Source organism: Pararhizobium sp. DWP1-1-3, from assembly GCF_049896125.1.
Lineage (GTDB): Bacteria > Pseudomonadota > Alphaproteobacteria > Rhizobiales > Rhizobiaceae > Pararhizobium.
In genome coordinates, this window is sequence record NZ_JAFCTR010000019.1 from 1 (window position 1) to 15,905 (window position 15,905).

The 15,905-nt window shown below is 58.1% G+C and carries 15 protein-coding genes and 1 pseudogene; 12 read left to right on the forward strand and 4 right to left on the reverse strand.

Translation table 11 applies throughout. From position 1 onward, the window contains the following. Nucleotides 1-581, reverse strand: a 581-nt coding sequence (mobQ, locus tag ACP7BS_RS26345) for a MobQ family relaxase (RefSeq protein ID WP_426240516.1), incomplete at its 3' end; no start/stop codon positions are given. 186 nt (nucleotides 582-767) lie between these two features. Between mobQ and ACP7BS_RS26350 the strand changes: the two genes are divergently transcribed. From ACP7BS_RS26350 to ACP7BS_RS26360, 3 genes and pseudogenes are all read left to right on the forward strand, one after another. Further along, nucleotides 768-1,121: an NYN domain-containing protein gene (locus ACP7BS_RS26350; protein ID WP_426240449.1), complete on the forward strand. Its 354-nt coding sequence runs from the start codon at nucleotides 768-770 to the stop codon at nucleotides 1,119-1,121. Next, nucleotides 1,111-1,410, forward strand: coding sequence for a mobilization protein (locus ACP7BS_RS26355; protein ID WP_426233038.1), 300 nt, complete (start codon nucleotides 1,111-1,113; stop codon nucleotides 1,408-1,410). The genes ACP7BS_RS26350 and ACP7BS_RS26355 overlap by 11 nt, the downstream gene beginning before the upstream one ends. A gap of 245 nt (nucleotides 1,411-1,655) precedes the next feature. Further along, nucleotides 1,656-2,598 (forward strand): annotated as a pseudogene (locus ACP7BS_RS26360) (type IV secretory system conjugative DNA transfer family protein); the annotation flags it as partial. A gap of 475 nt (nucleotides 2,599-3,073) precedes the next feature. On the opposite strand, the gene ACP7BS_RS26365 reads toward ACP7BS_RS26360, so the two are convergent. Next, nucleotides 3,074-3,382, reverse strand: coding sequence for a DUF736 domain-containing protein (locus tag ACP7BS_RS26365; protein WP_426232568.1), 309 nt, complete (start codon nucleotides 3,380-3,382; stop codon nucleotides 3,074-3,076). Nucleotides 3,383-5,246: 1,864 nt separating this feature from the next. On the opposite strand from ACP7BS_RS26365, the gene ACP7BS_RS26370 reads away from it, so the two are divergent. From ACP7BS_RS26370 to ACP7BS_RS26405, 8 genes are all read left to right on the forward strand, one after another. After that, a complete protein-coding gene (locus ACP7BS_RS26370; RefSeq protein WP_426240450.1) occupies nucleotides 5,247-6,128 on the forward strand; it encodes a DUF1403 family protein in 882 nt (293 codons plus the stop codon). A gap of 2 nt (nucleotides 6,129-6,130) precedes the next feature. Next, nucleotides 6,131-6,829, forward strand: coding sequence for an SMC-Scp complex subunit ScpB (gene scpB / locus ACP7BS_RS26375; RefSeq protein ID WP_426240517.1), 699 nt, complete (start codon nucleotides 6,131-6,133; stop codon nucleotides 6,827-6,829). Nucleotides 6,830-6,941: 112 nt separating this feature from the next. After that, nucleotides 6,942-7,541: a DUF922 domain-containing Zn-dependent protease gene (locus ACP7BS_RS26380; protein WP_426240451.1), complete on the forward strand. Its 600-nt coding sequence runs from the start codon at nucleotides 6,942-6,944 to the stop codon at nucleotides 7,539-7,541. Nucleotides 7,542-7,856: 315 nt separating this feature from the next. After that, the gene (locus ACP7BS_RS26385) at nucleotides 7,857-9,014 is read left to right on the forward strand and encodes a Gfo/Idh/MocA family protein (RefSeq protein ID WP_426240452.1); all 1,158 of its coding nucleotides are present in this window, start codon (nucleotides 7,857-7,859) and stop codon (nucleotides 9,012-9,014) included. Nucleotides 9,015-9,026: 12 nt separating this feature from the next. Then, nucleotides 9,027-9,914, forward strand: coding sequence for a carbohydrate ABC transporter permease (locus ACP7BS_RS26390; RefSeq protein ID WP_426240454.1), 888 nt, complete (start codon nucleotides 9,027-9,029; stop codon nucleotides 9,912-9,914). Then, a complete protein-coding gene (locus ACP7BS_RS26395; RefSeq protein WP_426232563.1) occupies nucleotides 9,911-10,771 on the forward strand; it encodes a carbohydrate ABC transporter permease in 861 nt (286 codons plus the stop codon). Before ACP7BS_RS26390 ends, ACP7BS_RS26395 begins: the two co-directional genes overlap by 4 nt. A 36-nt stretch (nucleotides 10,772-10,807) precedes the next feature. Continuing rightward, on the forward strand, nucleotides 10,808-12,037 hold the full coding sequence (locus tag ACP7BS_RS26400) for an ABC transporter substrate-binding protein (protein ID WP_426232562.1): 1,230 nt from the start codon (nucleotides 10,808-10,810) through the stop codon (nucleotides 12,035-12,037). A 93-nt stretch (nucleotides 12,038-12,130) separates the two neighbouring features. Next, nucleotides 12,131-13,264, forward strand: coding sequence for an ABC transporter ATP-binding protein (locus ACP7BS_RS26405; RefSeq protein ID WP_426240456.1), 1,134 nt, complete (start codon nucleotides 12,131-12,133; stop codon nucleotides 13,262-13,264). Between the two features lie 107 nt (nucleotides 13,265-13,371). On the opposite strand, the gene ACP7BS_RS26410 is transcribed toward ACP7BS_RS26405, so the two are convergent. Further along, nucleotides 13,372-14,847: a M81 family metallopeptidase gene (locus ACP7BS_RS26410; RefSeq protein ID WP_426240458.1), complete on the reverse strand. Its 1,476-nt coding sequence runs from the start codon at nucleotides 14,845-14,847 to the stop codon at nucleotides 13,372-13,374. A gap of 23 nt (nucleotides 14,848-14,870) precedes the next feature. Further along, entirely contained in the window at nucleotides 14,871-15,362 is a 492-nt protein-coding gene (locus ACP7BS_RS26415) for a hypothetical protein (RefSeq protein ID WP_426240518.1), read from the reverse strand. Nucleotides 15,363-15,476: 114 nt separating this feature from the next. Here ACP7BS_RS26415 and ACP7BS_RS26420 point away from each other — a divergent pair, with 114 nt between their 5' ends. Next, the gene (locus tag ACP7BS_RS26420) at nucleotides 15,477-15,866 is read left to right on the forward strand and encodes a RidA family protein (RefSeq protein ID WP_426240460.1); all 390 of its coding nucleotides are present in this window, start codon (nucleotides 15,477-15,479) and stop codon (nucleotides 15,864-15,866) included. Nucleotides 15,867-15,905 lie beyond the last annotated feature (39 nt).

The window sequence follows — 15,905 nt, forward strand, 5'->3', positions numbered from 1 at the left end:
GCCAGATGTTGGTTGGCCGTCTGCTCGAACAAGTGCCGGATATCGCGAAGCTGCATCTGCGATGTCGGCAGATCGTTCGACAGAAGCCATTTGTTCTCGCGCTCGATCAGAGTTTTGTCACCGAGCCCGCCCGGCGTCACTTCCCGTGTCGTCATCATGATGTGGGCATGATGATTGCGAACATCGCTCGCACCGTGTGGAGAGTGCACGGCAAAATCCACCGCTGCGCCATACCGGTTCGCCAGTTCCTGCACAAAGGCCCGTGTCAGTGCAATCCGCTCGCTTGCCTGCAGTTCATGGGGAAGAGCAACTTCGAATTCACGAGCGACGCGAGCGTCCTTGCGGTTCTCGGCTTTCTCGGCTGCATTCCACAAAGCCGATCGATCCCGCGCCCATTCGGCATCCACACCGTCAGGAAGCACAATCTCCACATGCTCGACGCCCTGCTTGGCTCGAAAATCGTGGGTCAGGCCATCTCGCTCATTCGTCAGCTTTTCTGCAGCACGATAGGCGGCCGAAGCAACCGCGCTACGGCCGCCGCTCCTTGCAATCGGCTTCATGCTGCAATGGTAAATCGCCAAACGCGGTTTGCCTTCCCGATATGCAGATCGGCGACTTGAGTTGCGCAGCAACTCGTAAGTGCGCCCTTGGAACTTCTTTCGCTTCGCTCTCTTCGTAAGGGATTGCACCAGGCGCACCATTGTAGGATCCAACAATGGTGCCGGTGCTGCGTTGTCTGTAGTCTTGCGACAAACAAGGAAGCGTCCATGACACAAACACGTCGAGCACCACTGGCGTTGCTGATTGACGACGCCGCCGCGCCCAGGATCATCCGCAGCCATTTGAGGGAGGTCACGCCGTTGGGATCACCCGTCGTCAAGCGGATCTACGGCGACTGGACCACGCCAAACTTTAAAGGCTGGAAACTGAGCCTGCGCGATTTCGCCATTCACCCCATCCAGCAGCTTGCCCAAACGCTCGGAAGGAACGCCACCGACGGTGCGATGATCATCGACACGATGCATATGCTTCATACCGCTCGTTTTTCCGGTTTCTGCATCGTCTCCAGCGATCACTATTTTTCGCGCCATGCCGACCCGAAAGAGCACGATGGGACGTAAACCGATTGTCCAGCGGATCGCAGAACTTGAGCAGCGCAAGAAGTCGCTTGTGGCCCGTCTCGGCAAACAGGAACGAGCACGCGACACAAGACGCAAAATTCTGCTGGGTGCCTTCGTGTTGCGTCAGCTCGAACACTCCAGAGATCCTGCCTTGTCTCACTGGCTTCGCGAGAGACTGTCCACCGAACTGTCCGGGTTTCTGGCTCGCGATGGCGATCGAGCTCTGTTCGACGACATCCTCCTGCCGGCATCATGGCTCGAAAGGTCGAGCCGTGGAAACCCGGAATGACGTGTTCGAGGCTCCTCCAATCGATCGTCAAGGCTCCGGTCCTGGCGGTCGGTTCCGCGATTATCTGCGTGCTGTTCGCGGCGCTGCTGTTCCTCGCCAGCTTTCTCATTCATCTGATCGCCGGCTTCCAGCCTGGGAGATCACCAACCTCGTCCAGGCCTTCGCAGGATATCTGCCACTTGTGTTCGCTGTCGGAGGTTTTCTCTCCGTGTTCATGACGAATGTGCCGATTTTTTCCGTGTTGTGGCTCCGCGCGTTGGGCGACGGCTTGGGAACTGCAAAAACTCTCCGCAACAGATGACGGTCTGATAATCGGTGGCGATCCGGAGACAATCAGGCTGCTGCGCTATGACGGGCCAGCACACCTTTTGACCATAGCGCCAACACGGACCGGCAAGGGTGTTGGCACCATCATTCCTAATCTGCTGAACGCCAAAGCTCGGTGATCTGCATAGACCTGAAGGGAGAGAACGCCAGGTTAGCAAGTCAGATCGCGAAGCGGGGGGCGTGCTGTCGGCGGCGCAACGTCAAACTCACTTCCTTGACAGTCCGCGCATGACCGCGGTGCTTGGCCGATCAGATTTTCGTTTTACCGATCTCAAGCGCAACAACGTCACGGTGTTTCTGGCCCTGTCGCCCGATCGGCTGTCGACCTGTTCGAGATGGCTACGACTACTGGTCACCCAAAGCCTGACTGACATGGTGCGCGACGCCGCGTCCGCTGCGCGGCCTATTCTCTACCTGCTCGACGAGTTCGCGGCTCTCGGTCACTTGGCGCCGATCGAACGCGCCATGGCCCTCATAGCCGGTTACGGCATTCAGCTCTGGCCAATCCTGCAGGATATCCATCAGCTGCGCGCCACCTATGGACAACGTGCAGGCACCTTCCTGTCGAATGCCGCCGTCCTACAGGTCTTTGGGGTCAACGATCACGACAGCGCCCGTCTGGTCTCCAATCTGCTCGGACACGAAACCGTCGTCTTCCAGACCATGGGGCGCGCGCTTGATTCCGAACAGTCGGGTATTTCTTATAGCGAGCAGCACGTCGCCCGTTCGCTTCTGACGCCGGACGAAGTGCGCAACCTTCCGGCGCACGCGCAGCTGCTGTTTCTTGCCGGACAACGTCCTGTCATAGGGGCCAAGCTGCGCTACTATTCGGACCCGGAGTTCAAGGGAATGTTCGATTAGGATCGGCAGACGGCGCTCAAGCGTCAAGGGCAAACGCAAACTCACCAGTGCAGCAACTTTAAGCGCCAAGCCCCGGGCGAACTCGAAGTGCATCCATAAACTTTGTGAATCGATTGGCGGCGATCGGTTCACAAGTCTCCTTGGACCGGGCACCCGCGATAATGCCGGAATGACCAATCAGACAGGGACACTCTGTATCAGGCGCATCGACCCGTCCCGCAAATTCGCACGCTGCCATTGCCTGAACGTTCAGCAGGGCCTGTCGCAGATGCGTCCGTGAAACGGACCTGCGACCGCATCGCGACTGCTGTGGCGACGAGCCAGAGGCGCGGACTTTTGGCGAGGCTTGCGGCGCAGAAACTGCGCAAAGGCTATCGCAAACACCGATAAGTCTGTTCGCCAACGATGGCATTTGTAAACCCATCGTCTTGCCAGGAGAGGAGGGCCCCGCCGTCGGCGGGGCCCTCGTTAGTGTTCAGTCCCGGTTCGTGCGGGACCAGATGAGGGAGAGGCCTTCCTCGCCTTCGACTTCGATCAGGGTTGCGTAGATCGGAGCCGGAAAGCTCGGGTCGTCGAGTGTGACCGAGAGGTAGTCGCGGCCCTCATTCGAGGTCTTCTTCCAGGCGGCGCCGAAAGCCACGCTTCCCGCAAGGATGCGGAAGTCTGGACCCTTCTCCGTGGTGCGTTCGACAGCGCGCACGGTTGCCTTGACGTTGAGGTTGAGGGTCTTGATGGTGCCGGAAAAGCCGTTGCCGGTAGCGGTGAAAGAGCCGATGGTCGCCATTGTCTTTATCCTTCCTAAGTCGTTCGAGCCGCGCCCATCGCGATCTCGATGGCTGTCGACCAGGCCGGGGACGAACGGTCCGCATCCGAAGGACCGAAACAAAGTGGAGGACGGTCATAGGTGAGGCTTTCTTGCCCCGCGAGGAATGGGCGCTTGCGGCCAGGGGAAGAAAACGAGCCGGCCGTTGCGGCTGCCGATCGAGCTGAGCTTGCGAGGCGATCCTCGGTCAGACATGCCCCATCGAGACCGCAATGGGCGCCAATGCCGGCAGATTAAGAAGGTGGGGCAATGGCATCATCTGGCAGCGATCGGCCAAAGCGTCCGGCGCCGTGCCCAAACCCCTGGCTCGTGCATGTCAGGCTTTGCTGTTTGCCTCAAACCACACCCCGACGGTGAAGCTCTGTCCCGCATACTCTCTCGGACGCGGCGATGAGGCACGCATCGAGGGGCCAAGCTCGGGGCGCATTATCGTGTACCCGTACAGCTCCACGAAACTGCAGGATCTCAGACAGTAAAAGTCACCAATCGCATAAGGTACGGGCTTTGCATATTTCGACATGGTCCAGCTGCCGGGTATCTGTGCACGCCGGCGTTGCTCGCCATGAACGGCGATGGGCGGCCGGGACTGATAAAACAAAAGCCCGTCAACTGGAAAAGTTGGCGGGCTTATTGCTGGGCAGACAGACTGGACCAGTGATCGCTGAACCGTAAACGAAACCTAACTAAACATGCCTAACAGATGGTTAATTCGCCGATGCGTGTCCATCTCAAATGAAAAAGACCCACTGAGAGGGTCAGTGGGTCTCAATTTCCGGGAAGTAACATGTTTTGCTTCGTCTTTCGTGGGCATGCACTGCACTGCGCTGCACTTTGGCGATCCGATAGTGACACTGCCTCGGACCAACCACAGGATGACTCCCCATCGTTAAGAAATAGTTAATGCTGTTTTAGCCTTTCGTGCCAAGACTGGGCGAACTGGCCTCTGGGAGCAGAGCCGCTCAAGAATGAGCGGAGTTTGTAGAATGTCCCTAAGGCGGTTTCGACTAAAATTGATGACGCAGAGCGACCTGACGAGCGGCCCACATCTGTCGATACACTACTTGATCACAGTCGCCCGATGTCCGACGTCCCGCTGCACGCGGGACACATGAAAAATGAGCATATCGGAGAACCGAGCATAGCGGTGGCTTAAGCCACGGTTCGGGAATTCGCGCATGCAACTTCGGTTCCCGGGGCAGCCGCAGGAGATTTAGCATCGCGCCGCCGGAACGGCGGAAATCGGGATCGACTGTCCCGAAGTTGCATTCTATATGCTGCTCTATTTTGGCCAGCAGCGAGATCGGTGCAAACGCATCGTGGCCGGCTGTAAGCAATGTTGCGCGCCAGAAACCTTCCTTCAGGCTAGCATCAGAAATGCAAGCCGGCGAAATCTACATAGCAAACAGAAGCGACTTGGGAGCGGAGCGGAGCATAGGCATACGTTGTGTCGTAGGTGCAAATTGTTGCCCGCTCGGTGCAGGAGGTGCGCAAGGCGGGTAGTGCCTATCTCGAATCGGAATTTGCGGGGCCGTTGTGCAGTGGACCACACGAAATTCGACCGGCAGTCCTGAGGCGCTACTATACCACGGCGGATACTACGGTGTGAAAAAGCGACGATAAAACCTCGTCGCAGTATCGATTTCGATGAAGACGGTAAAACCGGAGCCATCTTACTCCCAGAACAACCTGTGCGGTTACAACATTTCTTCTGGTTAAAACCGCCCTCGCCACATATGCTTTCCACATGGATTCGAGCTATCCCCCAAAGCGTCCCATATCTTTGCCCGCGCCTGTCATACCTGGGTGGGTCACGTCTCGCGGCGCGGTGAGCGATGTCGATGTGGCATTCAAGGCGGGAGCGGCTTTGAGTTCGCTAGATCAGCTGGTGCGACTGGAGCCTGTTTGGTCCGGTTCCTGGCGCCAGCGCCTCGGACTGAAATGTGCGGTGGCTGCGGTGCGGCTGATGGGCCGGACGGAGGACGAATCGGCGCTGCGTGATGCCGTTCTATTGCGTACGGCCGATGGCGACGCGGGACCGGCCGGCAATGTCTTTTTGGCCTATAAGAAATTGTCGGCGCATAGCACGCATAATTTTGAACCGCCGCATGCAAAAACACTGCGCGACATCGCAAATCTCTTCGCAATGAAATGGGACGATACGCTGGCGGATTTCTGTCAGCTCACCGGCGACTTGGCGCAGGATGGGCGCGCGGCACCTTTTGCCGTCGCTGAACTGGTGACGACAGTGTGCCGTCTTCGTCCGGACGCAGAAATTCTGGCCTGGTGGCTGGCGGACTGGGTTTTGGCGAAAAAACTCAACTGGCAAACGCCTGTTCCGCTCCTGATGGCGCAGCGTTATGATCCAGCGTTCCGGATGGCCGGGGGGAGGGGGCGCATAAAACCCGATGATGAGGCGTTTGCCCGATCAGTCTGCCTCGCTCTCGTTCAGGGGGCACGTGAGGCCTTGCGACAGGCGGTCGACATCAGTCGTCGTGCCGAGCAGTTCCTGGCCGTGGCACCAAAGGTACGGACCAAGGGCGCAGAAACAGTCATGCGGCAATTGTTGGCCGAGGATGCATTGTCGGCCTCCGCTACCAACGGCAACCTTTCACGTTGGGCCAGCCGCCGGTTGTTCGAGCGCCTGGAGATGCTGGGCGGTGTGCGGGAGCTGTCGGGACGCTCAACCTTCCGGATTTACGGCCTATGACCATGGCTGGATCGGATATTGCCAGGCCCGGGGGGCGCAGAAAGAAGGCGGCGGGGCAGGAGAACGTGTTGTTCGACCGCGAACTGGCTTCCCTGCCGCCGGCGCTCCGCTGGCGTGAGTGGATGAACCGCGTCGAGGCGGTGATTTTTGCCTCGGCTATTCCGGTTGATCGTGCGACACTTGCCCGGGTCGTTGGGCAGGAGTGTAATATCGACCTAATCATTGACGATATTCGCGAGGAATTGCGCGGCCGGCCGTTTGATCTGGTGGCTGTCGCGGGCGGTTGGCACCACAGGACAAGATCCTCCTATGCGCCTGCAATCCGGGCGTCAGGGACCACAACCCAGCCGATGGCGGGCTTCAATCAGCAAGAGGCCATAGTTCTAATCGCCATTGGCTACTTTCAGCCGGTCACGCGCGGCGAGTTGTCAACCATGTTTGGCAAGGAGGTCAGCCGCGACACAATTGCCAGTTTGCGCGAGGCCAAGCTGATAACCTCCGGCCCACGCAGCCCGACACCGGGCGCGCCTTATACATACGTCACGACGCCCGCATTCTTGTCGACGTTCGGCTTCGACACTCTGCGCGATCTGCCTGATATCGAGATGCTCGAGGACAGCGGATTGCTCAACCGGAAAAGAGTGGCTGATGATCCCGATATGAATGGCACAAGCCCCACCGAAGATGACGAAGATGATTGACCCCATTTTGGGTTCTTTTGCTCGGGAGCAAACTCGGTTCGCAGTCGCCACCCCCCATTGCGCGGCCTGCCCGCTGACCATGAACGATGTAACATCACTTTGAGAGAAGCCCGTGAAACCCATCCGTCTCCTGAGTTTGTTATTGGGCTGTGTGTCCCTTTTTCCGATCCCTGCACACGCAGACTGGCAGGCCGTCGAAAACGTTCAGGTTTACACCGTCGGCGGCAAGACGGGCGCGGAACTGTACGCCTCGATCGGCGGACGCGGGCCCAAGATTGGAAATGCCGGCCGCGCTGTTGCCGTTACCAATTTCAAGCTGACCTGGACCCGGAAATACGAGCCCAAGGGCAATTCTTGTGTTCTGGCTGTCGCGCGACCCAAGCTGATCATAACCTATGTTTTGCCAAAACCGGCCGAGCGCTTGCCGGGACCGGTTGCGAAAAAATGGGAAACTTTCATTTCAGGCGTGCATAAGCACGAGCTGGTGCATGGTGATCTCATCAAGGATATGGTGAAAAAGATCGAGGCCGTTTCCGTGGGCTTTACGGTAGCCGACGACCCGAAGTGCCAGAAGATCCGCACGGAACTGACCGCTCGCCTTGGTGAGCTATCGCGCTCCCAACGGCAACAGAGCCGGGATTTCGACCGGGCCGAACTCAGCAACGGCGGCAACATCCAGCAGCTCGTCCTTGCCTTGATCAACGGGCAATAGAAGCAGTCGAAAATAGGCCGCCTGCAAACAGTGCGGCGGTCATACTCCTGTTCGCGTAGAACGGTCGCTCTCGGGCACGACTGAAGACGTATTCCGTCGACGGAGCTCTTCGGCGTGCCCTCCCACGTGTTCACAACTCAAGGACACAGCGGGTCCGGTTATGGATTATTTTCCTTGTTGAGCGGTGATGCAATTGGGGTTTATGAAAATGAATTTCATAAAACTGATGATTTTGCGGATTCCGGTTGACGAGTTTGAAAATCTGCCTCAGTCTGAGAAAATAAATTACGACAATAAACGGGGAATACCAGAAGAATGAAAGTTGGCATTATCGGACTCGGATTCCGTCTTGGCTATCTGGGTTATGTCTTCAAGGCTATGGACGAAAACTTCGAGATCGCGGGTTACGTCGATCCGAATCCGGCCGGTTTGCCCGGCCTTCTGGAAAAAGGCGTCTCTGCTGGTACTGCCTATGCGACACCGCAAGACCTGTTCGCCAACGAGAAGCTCGATCTCCTGATGATCGGCTCGCCCAATCACATGCACCTCGATCATATTCGCATTGGCTTGGAATCCGGTCTAAAAGTCTTCAGCGAAAAGCCGATCGTCACCACAGTTGAAGCGAGCATCGAACTCGCCCGTTTGATGGCGAAATACGGCCATGAGCGGCTGATGGTCGGCCTCGTGCTGCGCTATGCGCCGATGTACCGCGACCTCCGTGCCGCTCAGGCTGCCGGCACACTTGGGCAGATCGTCTCGATCGAGGCGTCCGAACATATCGAACCCTATCATGGCGCCTTCTTCATGCGCGACTGGCGCCGCTACGAGCGCTATTCCGGCAGTTTCATGCTGGAAAAGTGCTGCCACGATCTCGATCTCTATAATGGCATTATCGGCGCACGGCCGGAGCGGGTCGCAAGCTTCGGAGGCCGCAAGAGCTTCACCCCCGAAAATGATCCGGCCCGCGAAGGCATCAATGACCTTGAGCTTTTCCATCGCAAGCCTAGCGGCTGGATGGGCTCCGACAAGGTGTTCGACAGTGATGGCGACATTATCGATTACCAGGTAGCGATCGTCGAATATGCCAACGGCGTCGGCATGAACTTCCACACCAATTTGAATGTGCCCGACCAGTTCCGCCGTTTCTGCATCATGGGATCCCGCGGCATGGCAGAAGGTGATTTCATCCGTGGCTATTTCGATGTTCACGAAATGCTGAGCGGAAAAAAGGTCGTCGAAAACAAATATGCCGCGACAGCGCTGTCACAGCATTACGGCGCCGACGAGCAGATGGCCACCGACATCATCGGGCATGTCCGCGATGGACGGGCGCTGCCAGTTTCGACGATCGATGCACTGGAAGCGGGCATTCTGGCGCTGTCCATGGACGAGGCGCGCCGCAAGCGCACCGTCGTCGATCTGCGGCCAGTCTGGGATCGCTTTGACGAGGCGCTCCACACCCGTGCGGCATAGGAAGGGCGCAAGATGAACGTTCAGCGCAGCACTCTCATCTTCGCCTGGATGCTTCTGCTGCCAGCCGTTCTCTATGTCGTCGTGATCGTTGCCTATCCGCTATTGGACACGTTCATCCTGTCGTTCACCGACGCTTCGTTGAAGAAGACGACCAACTGGGTCGGCTGGGTCAACTATGAGAAGATTTTCAACACCACCTTTGCCGAGGTCATCATCCGCACCTTCGTGTGGACCTTCTTCTCGGTGGCGATCAAGATGATCATCGGCGTCTTCGGCGCCTGCATGCTGAATGCCGCTGTTCCTGGCCGGGCCTTGTTCCGCGTGCTGACCATGCCGCCATGGATCGTCCCGATGGCTATCGGCATCTTCATGTGGGGCTGGATGTATAACGGCCAGTTCGGCATGATTTCCGGAGTCTTGCAGAACTGGGGCATCATCGACGGTCCCATCGCATTCCTTGCCCGTGGATCGACCGCATTCTGGGCGACGATCATCACCGACGTCTGGATCGGCGTACCGCTGGTGACGCTCTATATGCTGGCGGCGATGCAGGCCGTGCCGCAGGATCTCTATGAGGCTGCCTGGACCGATGGGGCAGGGCGCTTCTACCGCTTCCGCCGCATTACCCTGCCGCTGCTTATCCCCTCACTGATCACCATGTCGATGCTGTCGTTGATCGCCACGTTCAACTCGTTCGACATCATCTGGATCCTGACGCAGGGCGGGCCGAACGGTGAAACGACAACGATGATCATCGATACCTACCGTACGGCGATCGGTTCGAAGAAATATGGCGAAGGTGCTGCGCGGGCTGTGCTGATCTGCATCTTCCTGTCGATTTTCTGCCTGGCCTATTTCCGGGTGACCAGCCGGCTTTCCGCGGGAGAATCCAACCGATGAGCACACAACCCGCCATGATCAACCGTTACCGCTGGTACGAGCTGATAAGCATCTATGCCGGCATCTTCCTCTTCCTGACCTTTATCCTGGCGCCGTTCGTCGAAGGCTTTCTCGTATCGCTGAAACCGCTCGGACTTCTGTTTTCCTCTCCCTACAAGTTCTGGCCGGAAAACGGGTCGTTCGCCGCCTACCGGACGATGTGGGTGAGCGTGCCGGGTTTTGCTCGTTATATCTTCAACTCGTTCTTCATCTCGATCATCGTCACCGCGATCGTCCTGATCCTGGTCGTGCCTGCGTCTTACGCATTCGCCCGGTTCACCTTTCGCGGCAGCGGACTTCTGCTCGGCGCGTTTCTAGCGGTCAACATGTTTTCGGGCGCTGTCCTGCTCATCCCGCTGTTTCGCCTGATGCGCACGCTCGGTGTTCTGAACACCTATTTCGCCATGATCGTGCCGGGGGTTGCCTTCCTCATTCCGTCGGCCATCTGGCTGTTGCGCACCTACATGATGCGTATTCCACGCGAGCTGGACGAGGCGGCCTTCGTCGATGGTGCCAGCCATTTCTATACGCTGCGCCGGGTCATCCTCCCCATCGCCATGCCCGGCATCACCGTCGTAGCGATCACGACCTTCATCGGGTCCTACGCTCAGCAATTCATCTTCGCGCTGACCTTCAACTCAAAGACCGAATACATGCCGTTGCCGGTTGGGCTGTTTGCCTATTTCGGCCGGCAGGAAGTGATCTGGAACGAGTTGATGGCGGCGAGCTTCGTCGGCATCACCCCGGCCATCATCGTGATCTTCTTCCTACAACGCTATCTCGTCAGCGGGCTGACCGCCGGCGCGGTGAAACAATAAAAGCAATCAACCACCAGAGAAACGGGAGCTTCAAACGTGTCAATTCAACTTAAAACGGGGATTCTCGCCCTTGCGCTGCTCGGCTCGACCGCGCTGGGCGCCATGACCGCCCACGCGGCCGATCAGGAGATCAGCTGGATCTATTGCGGCGACGTGATGGACCCGGTTCACGAGAAGTACATCAAGCAGTGGGAAGAAAAGAATCCCGGCTGGAAGGTTACGCCTGAAGTTGTCGGCTGGGCGCAGTGCCAGGACAAGGCGACGACGCTTGCGGTTGCCGGCACGCCGGTCGCAATGGCCTACGTCGGCTCGCGCACGCTGAAGGAATTCGCCCAGAACGATCTCATCGTTCCGGTGCCGATGACCGAAGACGAGAAGAAGAGCTATTATCCTCACATTACCGATACCGTCACGTTCGACGATAATCAGTGGGGCGTTCCGGTCGCATTTTCGACGAAGGCACTCTACTGGAACAAGGACCTGTTCAAGCAGGCTGGCCTTGATCCTGAAACGCCGCCGAAGACCTGGGCCGAAGAGATCGCCTTCGCCAAGCAGATCAAGGAAAAGACCGGCATTGCCGGCTACGGTCTCCCAGCCAAGACCTTCGACAACACCATGCATCAGTTCATGCATTGGGTTTACACCAACAATGGCAAGGTCATCGACGGCGACAAGATCGTCATCGACAGCCCGGAAGTTCTTGCAGCCCTTCAGGCCTACAAGGACATCACGCCTTATTCGGTCGAAGGCGCCACGGCTTACGAGCAAAACGAGATGCGAGCGATCTTCCTCGACGGCAAGGTCGGCATGCTCCAGTCCGGTTCGGGTGCTGCTGTCCGTCTCAAGGAGACCAAGGTCAACTGGGGCGTTGCACCGCTGCCGCTCGGTCCGGCTGCCAAGGGTGAAGGTACTCTGCTGATCACCGACAGCCTGGCGATCTTCAAGGGCTCCGGCGTTGAGGAGAAGGCAATCGAATTTGCAAAATTCATCACGTCGCCCGGTCCGCAGGGCGAATATGAATTGCAGGGCGGCGCTGGCCTGACACCGTTGCGCCCATCGCCGATGGTCGATGAGTTTGTCAAGAAGGACCCCTACTGGAAGCCGTTCATCGATGGCATCACCTATGGTGGTCCGGAGCCGCTCTTCACCGACTACAAGGGTTTCCAGAACGTCATCATCGAAATGGTTCAGGCCGTTGTCACGGACAAGGCCGAACCCGCGGATGCCTTGAAGAAAGCTGCTGCCGATCTCGAGCAGTACAAGTAAGACCATCGGACCGCGAACCGGTATCTAGGTTCGCGGTCCACTCCTTTTCTGCTACGAACGGGCCGCTTTTCGCCGGCGGCCGGAGACAGTTTCTTGGGACAGCTCAATCTCAACAAGGTTCAGAAATTCTACGGGACGTTCGAAGTGCTGAAAGGCATCGAACTGGAGGTCCGCAACGGCGAATTCGTCGTTTTCGTTGGCCCATCCGGTTGCGGCAAGTCGACATTGCTGCGCATGATCGCCGGTCTTGACGAGACCAGCTCGGGCGACATCATGATTGATGGCAAGCGCGTCAACGACTTGGCGCCCGTCAAGCGTGGCATCGCCATGGTGTTTCAGTCCTACGCGCTCTATCCACATATGACCGTGTTCGAGAACATCGCCTTTCCGCTACGCGTCGAAAAGATGCAGGAAGACAAGCTGAAGGCGAAAGTCGAGAATGCCGCGCGCATTCTTCATCTCGATCAGCGGCTCCAGCAGAAGCCTGGAATGCTGTCCGGCGGCCAGCGCCAGCGCGTGGCCATCGGCCGGGCGATCGTGCGTGAGCCCAAGATCTTCCTGTTCGACGAGCCGCTCTCCAACCTCGACGCCGCCCTGCGCGCCGATATGCGCATCGAACTGGCGAAACTGCACAAGCAGTTGAAGGCGACGATGATCTACGTCACCCACGATCAGGTCGAGGCGATGACGATGGCGGACCGGATCGTCGTGCTCAATGCTGGGGAGATTTCGCAGACCGGGGCACCGCTGGAGCTCTATCACAAGCCGGCCAACACATTCGTTGCAGGCTTCATCGGCAATCCGCGCATGAACATGCTGCCCGTCATCTGCAAGGCTGTCAGCGATGCCGGCGTCGAGGTCGAATTCAAAGGGCAGTCGGCTACAATTCCTGTGAATGGCCGGGCGGATCTTGTCGGCCAGCCGCTGACGCTCGGTATTCGCCCGGAGCACATTCAGTTCGGTAAGGCCGATCTGTCGATGAGCTTGACGCCTTCAGTGATCGAACGGCTTGGCGCCCAGACTGTTGCCTATGCGTCGCTTGACGGTGAAAGCGAGAATTTCTGCGCGATGCTGCCAGGCAGCGCACCGATCCGGACTGACGAGACGGTTCCGATCGGTATTGGGGTTGCCGATTGCCATCTGTTCGAAGCTTCCGGCGTAGCGCTGGAGCGCCGGGTGGAACTCACCGATATCGACGTTGGCCTGTTGAAAATCGCCGGCGGCTGACGTCGCGGCGATCTACAAAGCTTCGTTGAAAGCAAACGGGACGCCGATGGGCGTCCCTTTTGGTTTTGCAGTTGGTTCACTGTTGGCGGAGGACGTGTTCGGCGAACTTACGCCGATCCCAGCTCCAGATTATGCGGGTTCTCTACCATCGGCCAGATATCGCGTGGTGCCCGGCGATAGGGCGTGCGGGCCGGATTGTTCGGGTATGGTGTTCCAGCCGAGCAATAGAGGATTTCGGCCGCAATCAGCGCGAAGGATGCGTAGAAGTGATTGGTCGACTTGATGACCAGGATTTTCTTCGATGTAGGGTCTATGCCCATAACCGAAAACAGGCTCGGGTCAAAGCTCTGCGCCCGGGTGGAGTTGAGGATGATGTCGATGCCATCAAGTTGGATATGTGCGGCGTCACCAAAGGGCGCGTAACTTTCGCCGAAACGCATTTCCGCGTTGCGCACCAGGTTGACGACCTTGACGACGCCGTCGATTGGATAGCCGGTGCCCGGTGCAGACTTTGCACCGAACCGCAGCCGAATTTCAGCACCTTCGCCGGCGGCCATGCAAATCTGCACTGCCATCGGATCCCAGATCGTGCCGACTGCCGTGTCCTTGGCACCCTGTGCCAGAAGCTCGGCCAACAGCACCGTCGCATCACCCGCCGTACCGCCGCCGGGATTGTCCCAGACATCCGCAATCACCACCGGCCCGCTGGTTGCGGCGAACGCGTGGGAAACGGCCTGTTTTTCATCAATCTGCGGCATGATGAACGTGCCACGCCTGGAGAAGAGTTCGAGGCCGAGTTCACGGGCAAGGGCTGTGCCCTTTTCCGGTTTGCCGTCGGTGACAACAAGCATTTTCGTTCCCATTTCCGGCACATCACCGGCCATGAAGCCGTGGATGACTGAGATGGACAGGATATCGGGGGCTTCGGCTTCCATCCGCATGATCTTGTCGACGAACGAGCGCATCGGGTCGCGCGAAGTCGGGTAGACGTCGATCATCCGGCAATCGAACACCGACATGACAGGCTTGACGCGGCCTGCCAGCGTATCCAGCGCGATGCGCCACAGGTCTTCGGCGCGATCGACAAAGTCCGTATGCGGAAATTCCTTGAAGTAGACGAAGAAATCCGCAGCTTCACGACGCTTGGCGGTCAAGTGACTGTGCGGATCGAGTTCGGCGCAGACGAGAATGTCAGGACCGACAATCTCGCGGACACGAGTTAGAAAATCGCCCTCGGTATCCTCATAGCCATCGGCGACCATCGCACCATGAAGTCCGAGCACCACGGCATCGACCGGCAGTGCTGCGCGCAGCTGGTCGAGGATTTCGTCGCGCAGGCCCTCATAGGTCAGGCGATTGACGAGACCGGCCGGATCGGCCCACGTAGCCGTGCCCTCGATCAGATCAAAGCCCTTTTCCGCAGCAAGCCGGCGGCCGACCGTGATCGGCGCTGAACAGAGCGTCGGTGTTTCCGGGTGCTCTCCAGGTGGGGCATAGAGCGACGCCTCGAAGGCGCGGCGATCGACGCAGATCGGTGAGAATGTATTGGTCTCGGTCGCCAGGACGGCGGTGAAAATGCGCAATGCCCTTGCCTCGTTCTTGCTGCTCAGACCGCGCCCATCGGATTGGGCAGATATCCCGTGAAGCCGCAGATCTTCCAATGCCCTTGATGCAGGCGGCAGTAATACAATGTCTGCCACTTGAGAATATCAACGCTGCCGTCCGACTTTTTCAGGCTACCGTCAAATTTCTTGCGGACGAGTGCCATGTCGCCTTCGATCTCGATGTCTTCGAGCGTCGTGGTGGTGAAAATGGCATTTCGGGTGTCTTCGGCGAAAGATTGCTGGGAAAAATCCTCGGCCTGGCGCAGCCACTCGTCGCGATAGGCCGTCAGGCAAGGAAAAGCCAGGCGCCATTTGTCGGGGCTGGTCTCACGCTTGGCATCAATGCCGATGAAGCCTTCCTCGACAAAATCACCGGCGACCTTCGTCCAGTCGGCGGCAAGAAAGGCATCAATGTCGCGCTCGACCAGCATCTGCCAGATCGCGTGACGGGCGGCATCGGAAGAAGGGAAAGGATTGCGGAAGGGATCGCGCACGATTGCTCCGTGGATTGAAATTCTTTTCATAAATAGCGATTTTCTCTGGTCAAATTCCGCTTTCTATGGTCATTTGTCAACGGATCAAGAAAACAATTTGCAAGGACGGGGCGAATGTCCATTACACGTTATGGCACCGTACAGGCGGGCGCAGGCGGCAAACCGCTGCCTTTCGCGCGCGCGGTAGAGGCGAATGGCTGGCTTTATGTATCCGGCCAGGTTGCAATGGATAGCGGCGAAATCATCGAGGGCGGCATCATCCCGCAGACGCACAGAACGATCGCCAATCTGCTGGCTATCCTGAAGGAGGCCAATTACGGAACCGAGCATATCGTTCGCGTCGGGGTCTGGCTTGATGATCCCCGCGACTTCTGGACCTTCAACAAGATTTATCAGGACTATTTCGGCGAGCATCCACCCGCACGCGCCTGCGTGCAGGCGTCGATGATGGTCGATTGCAAGGTCGAGATCGACTGCGTCGCCTACAAGGAAAAGACGTCCTAAGATTCAGACGATACGGAAACGGGTAGACACCAGGTGAGA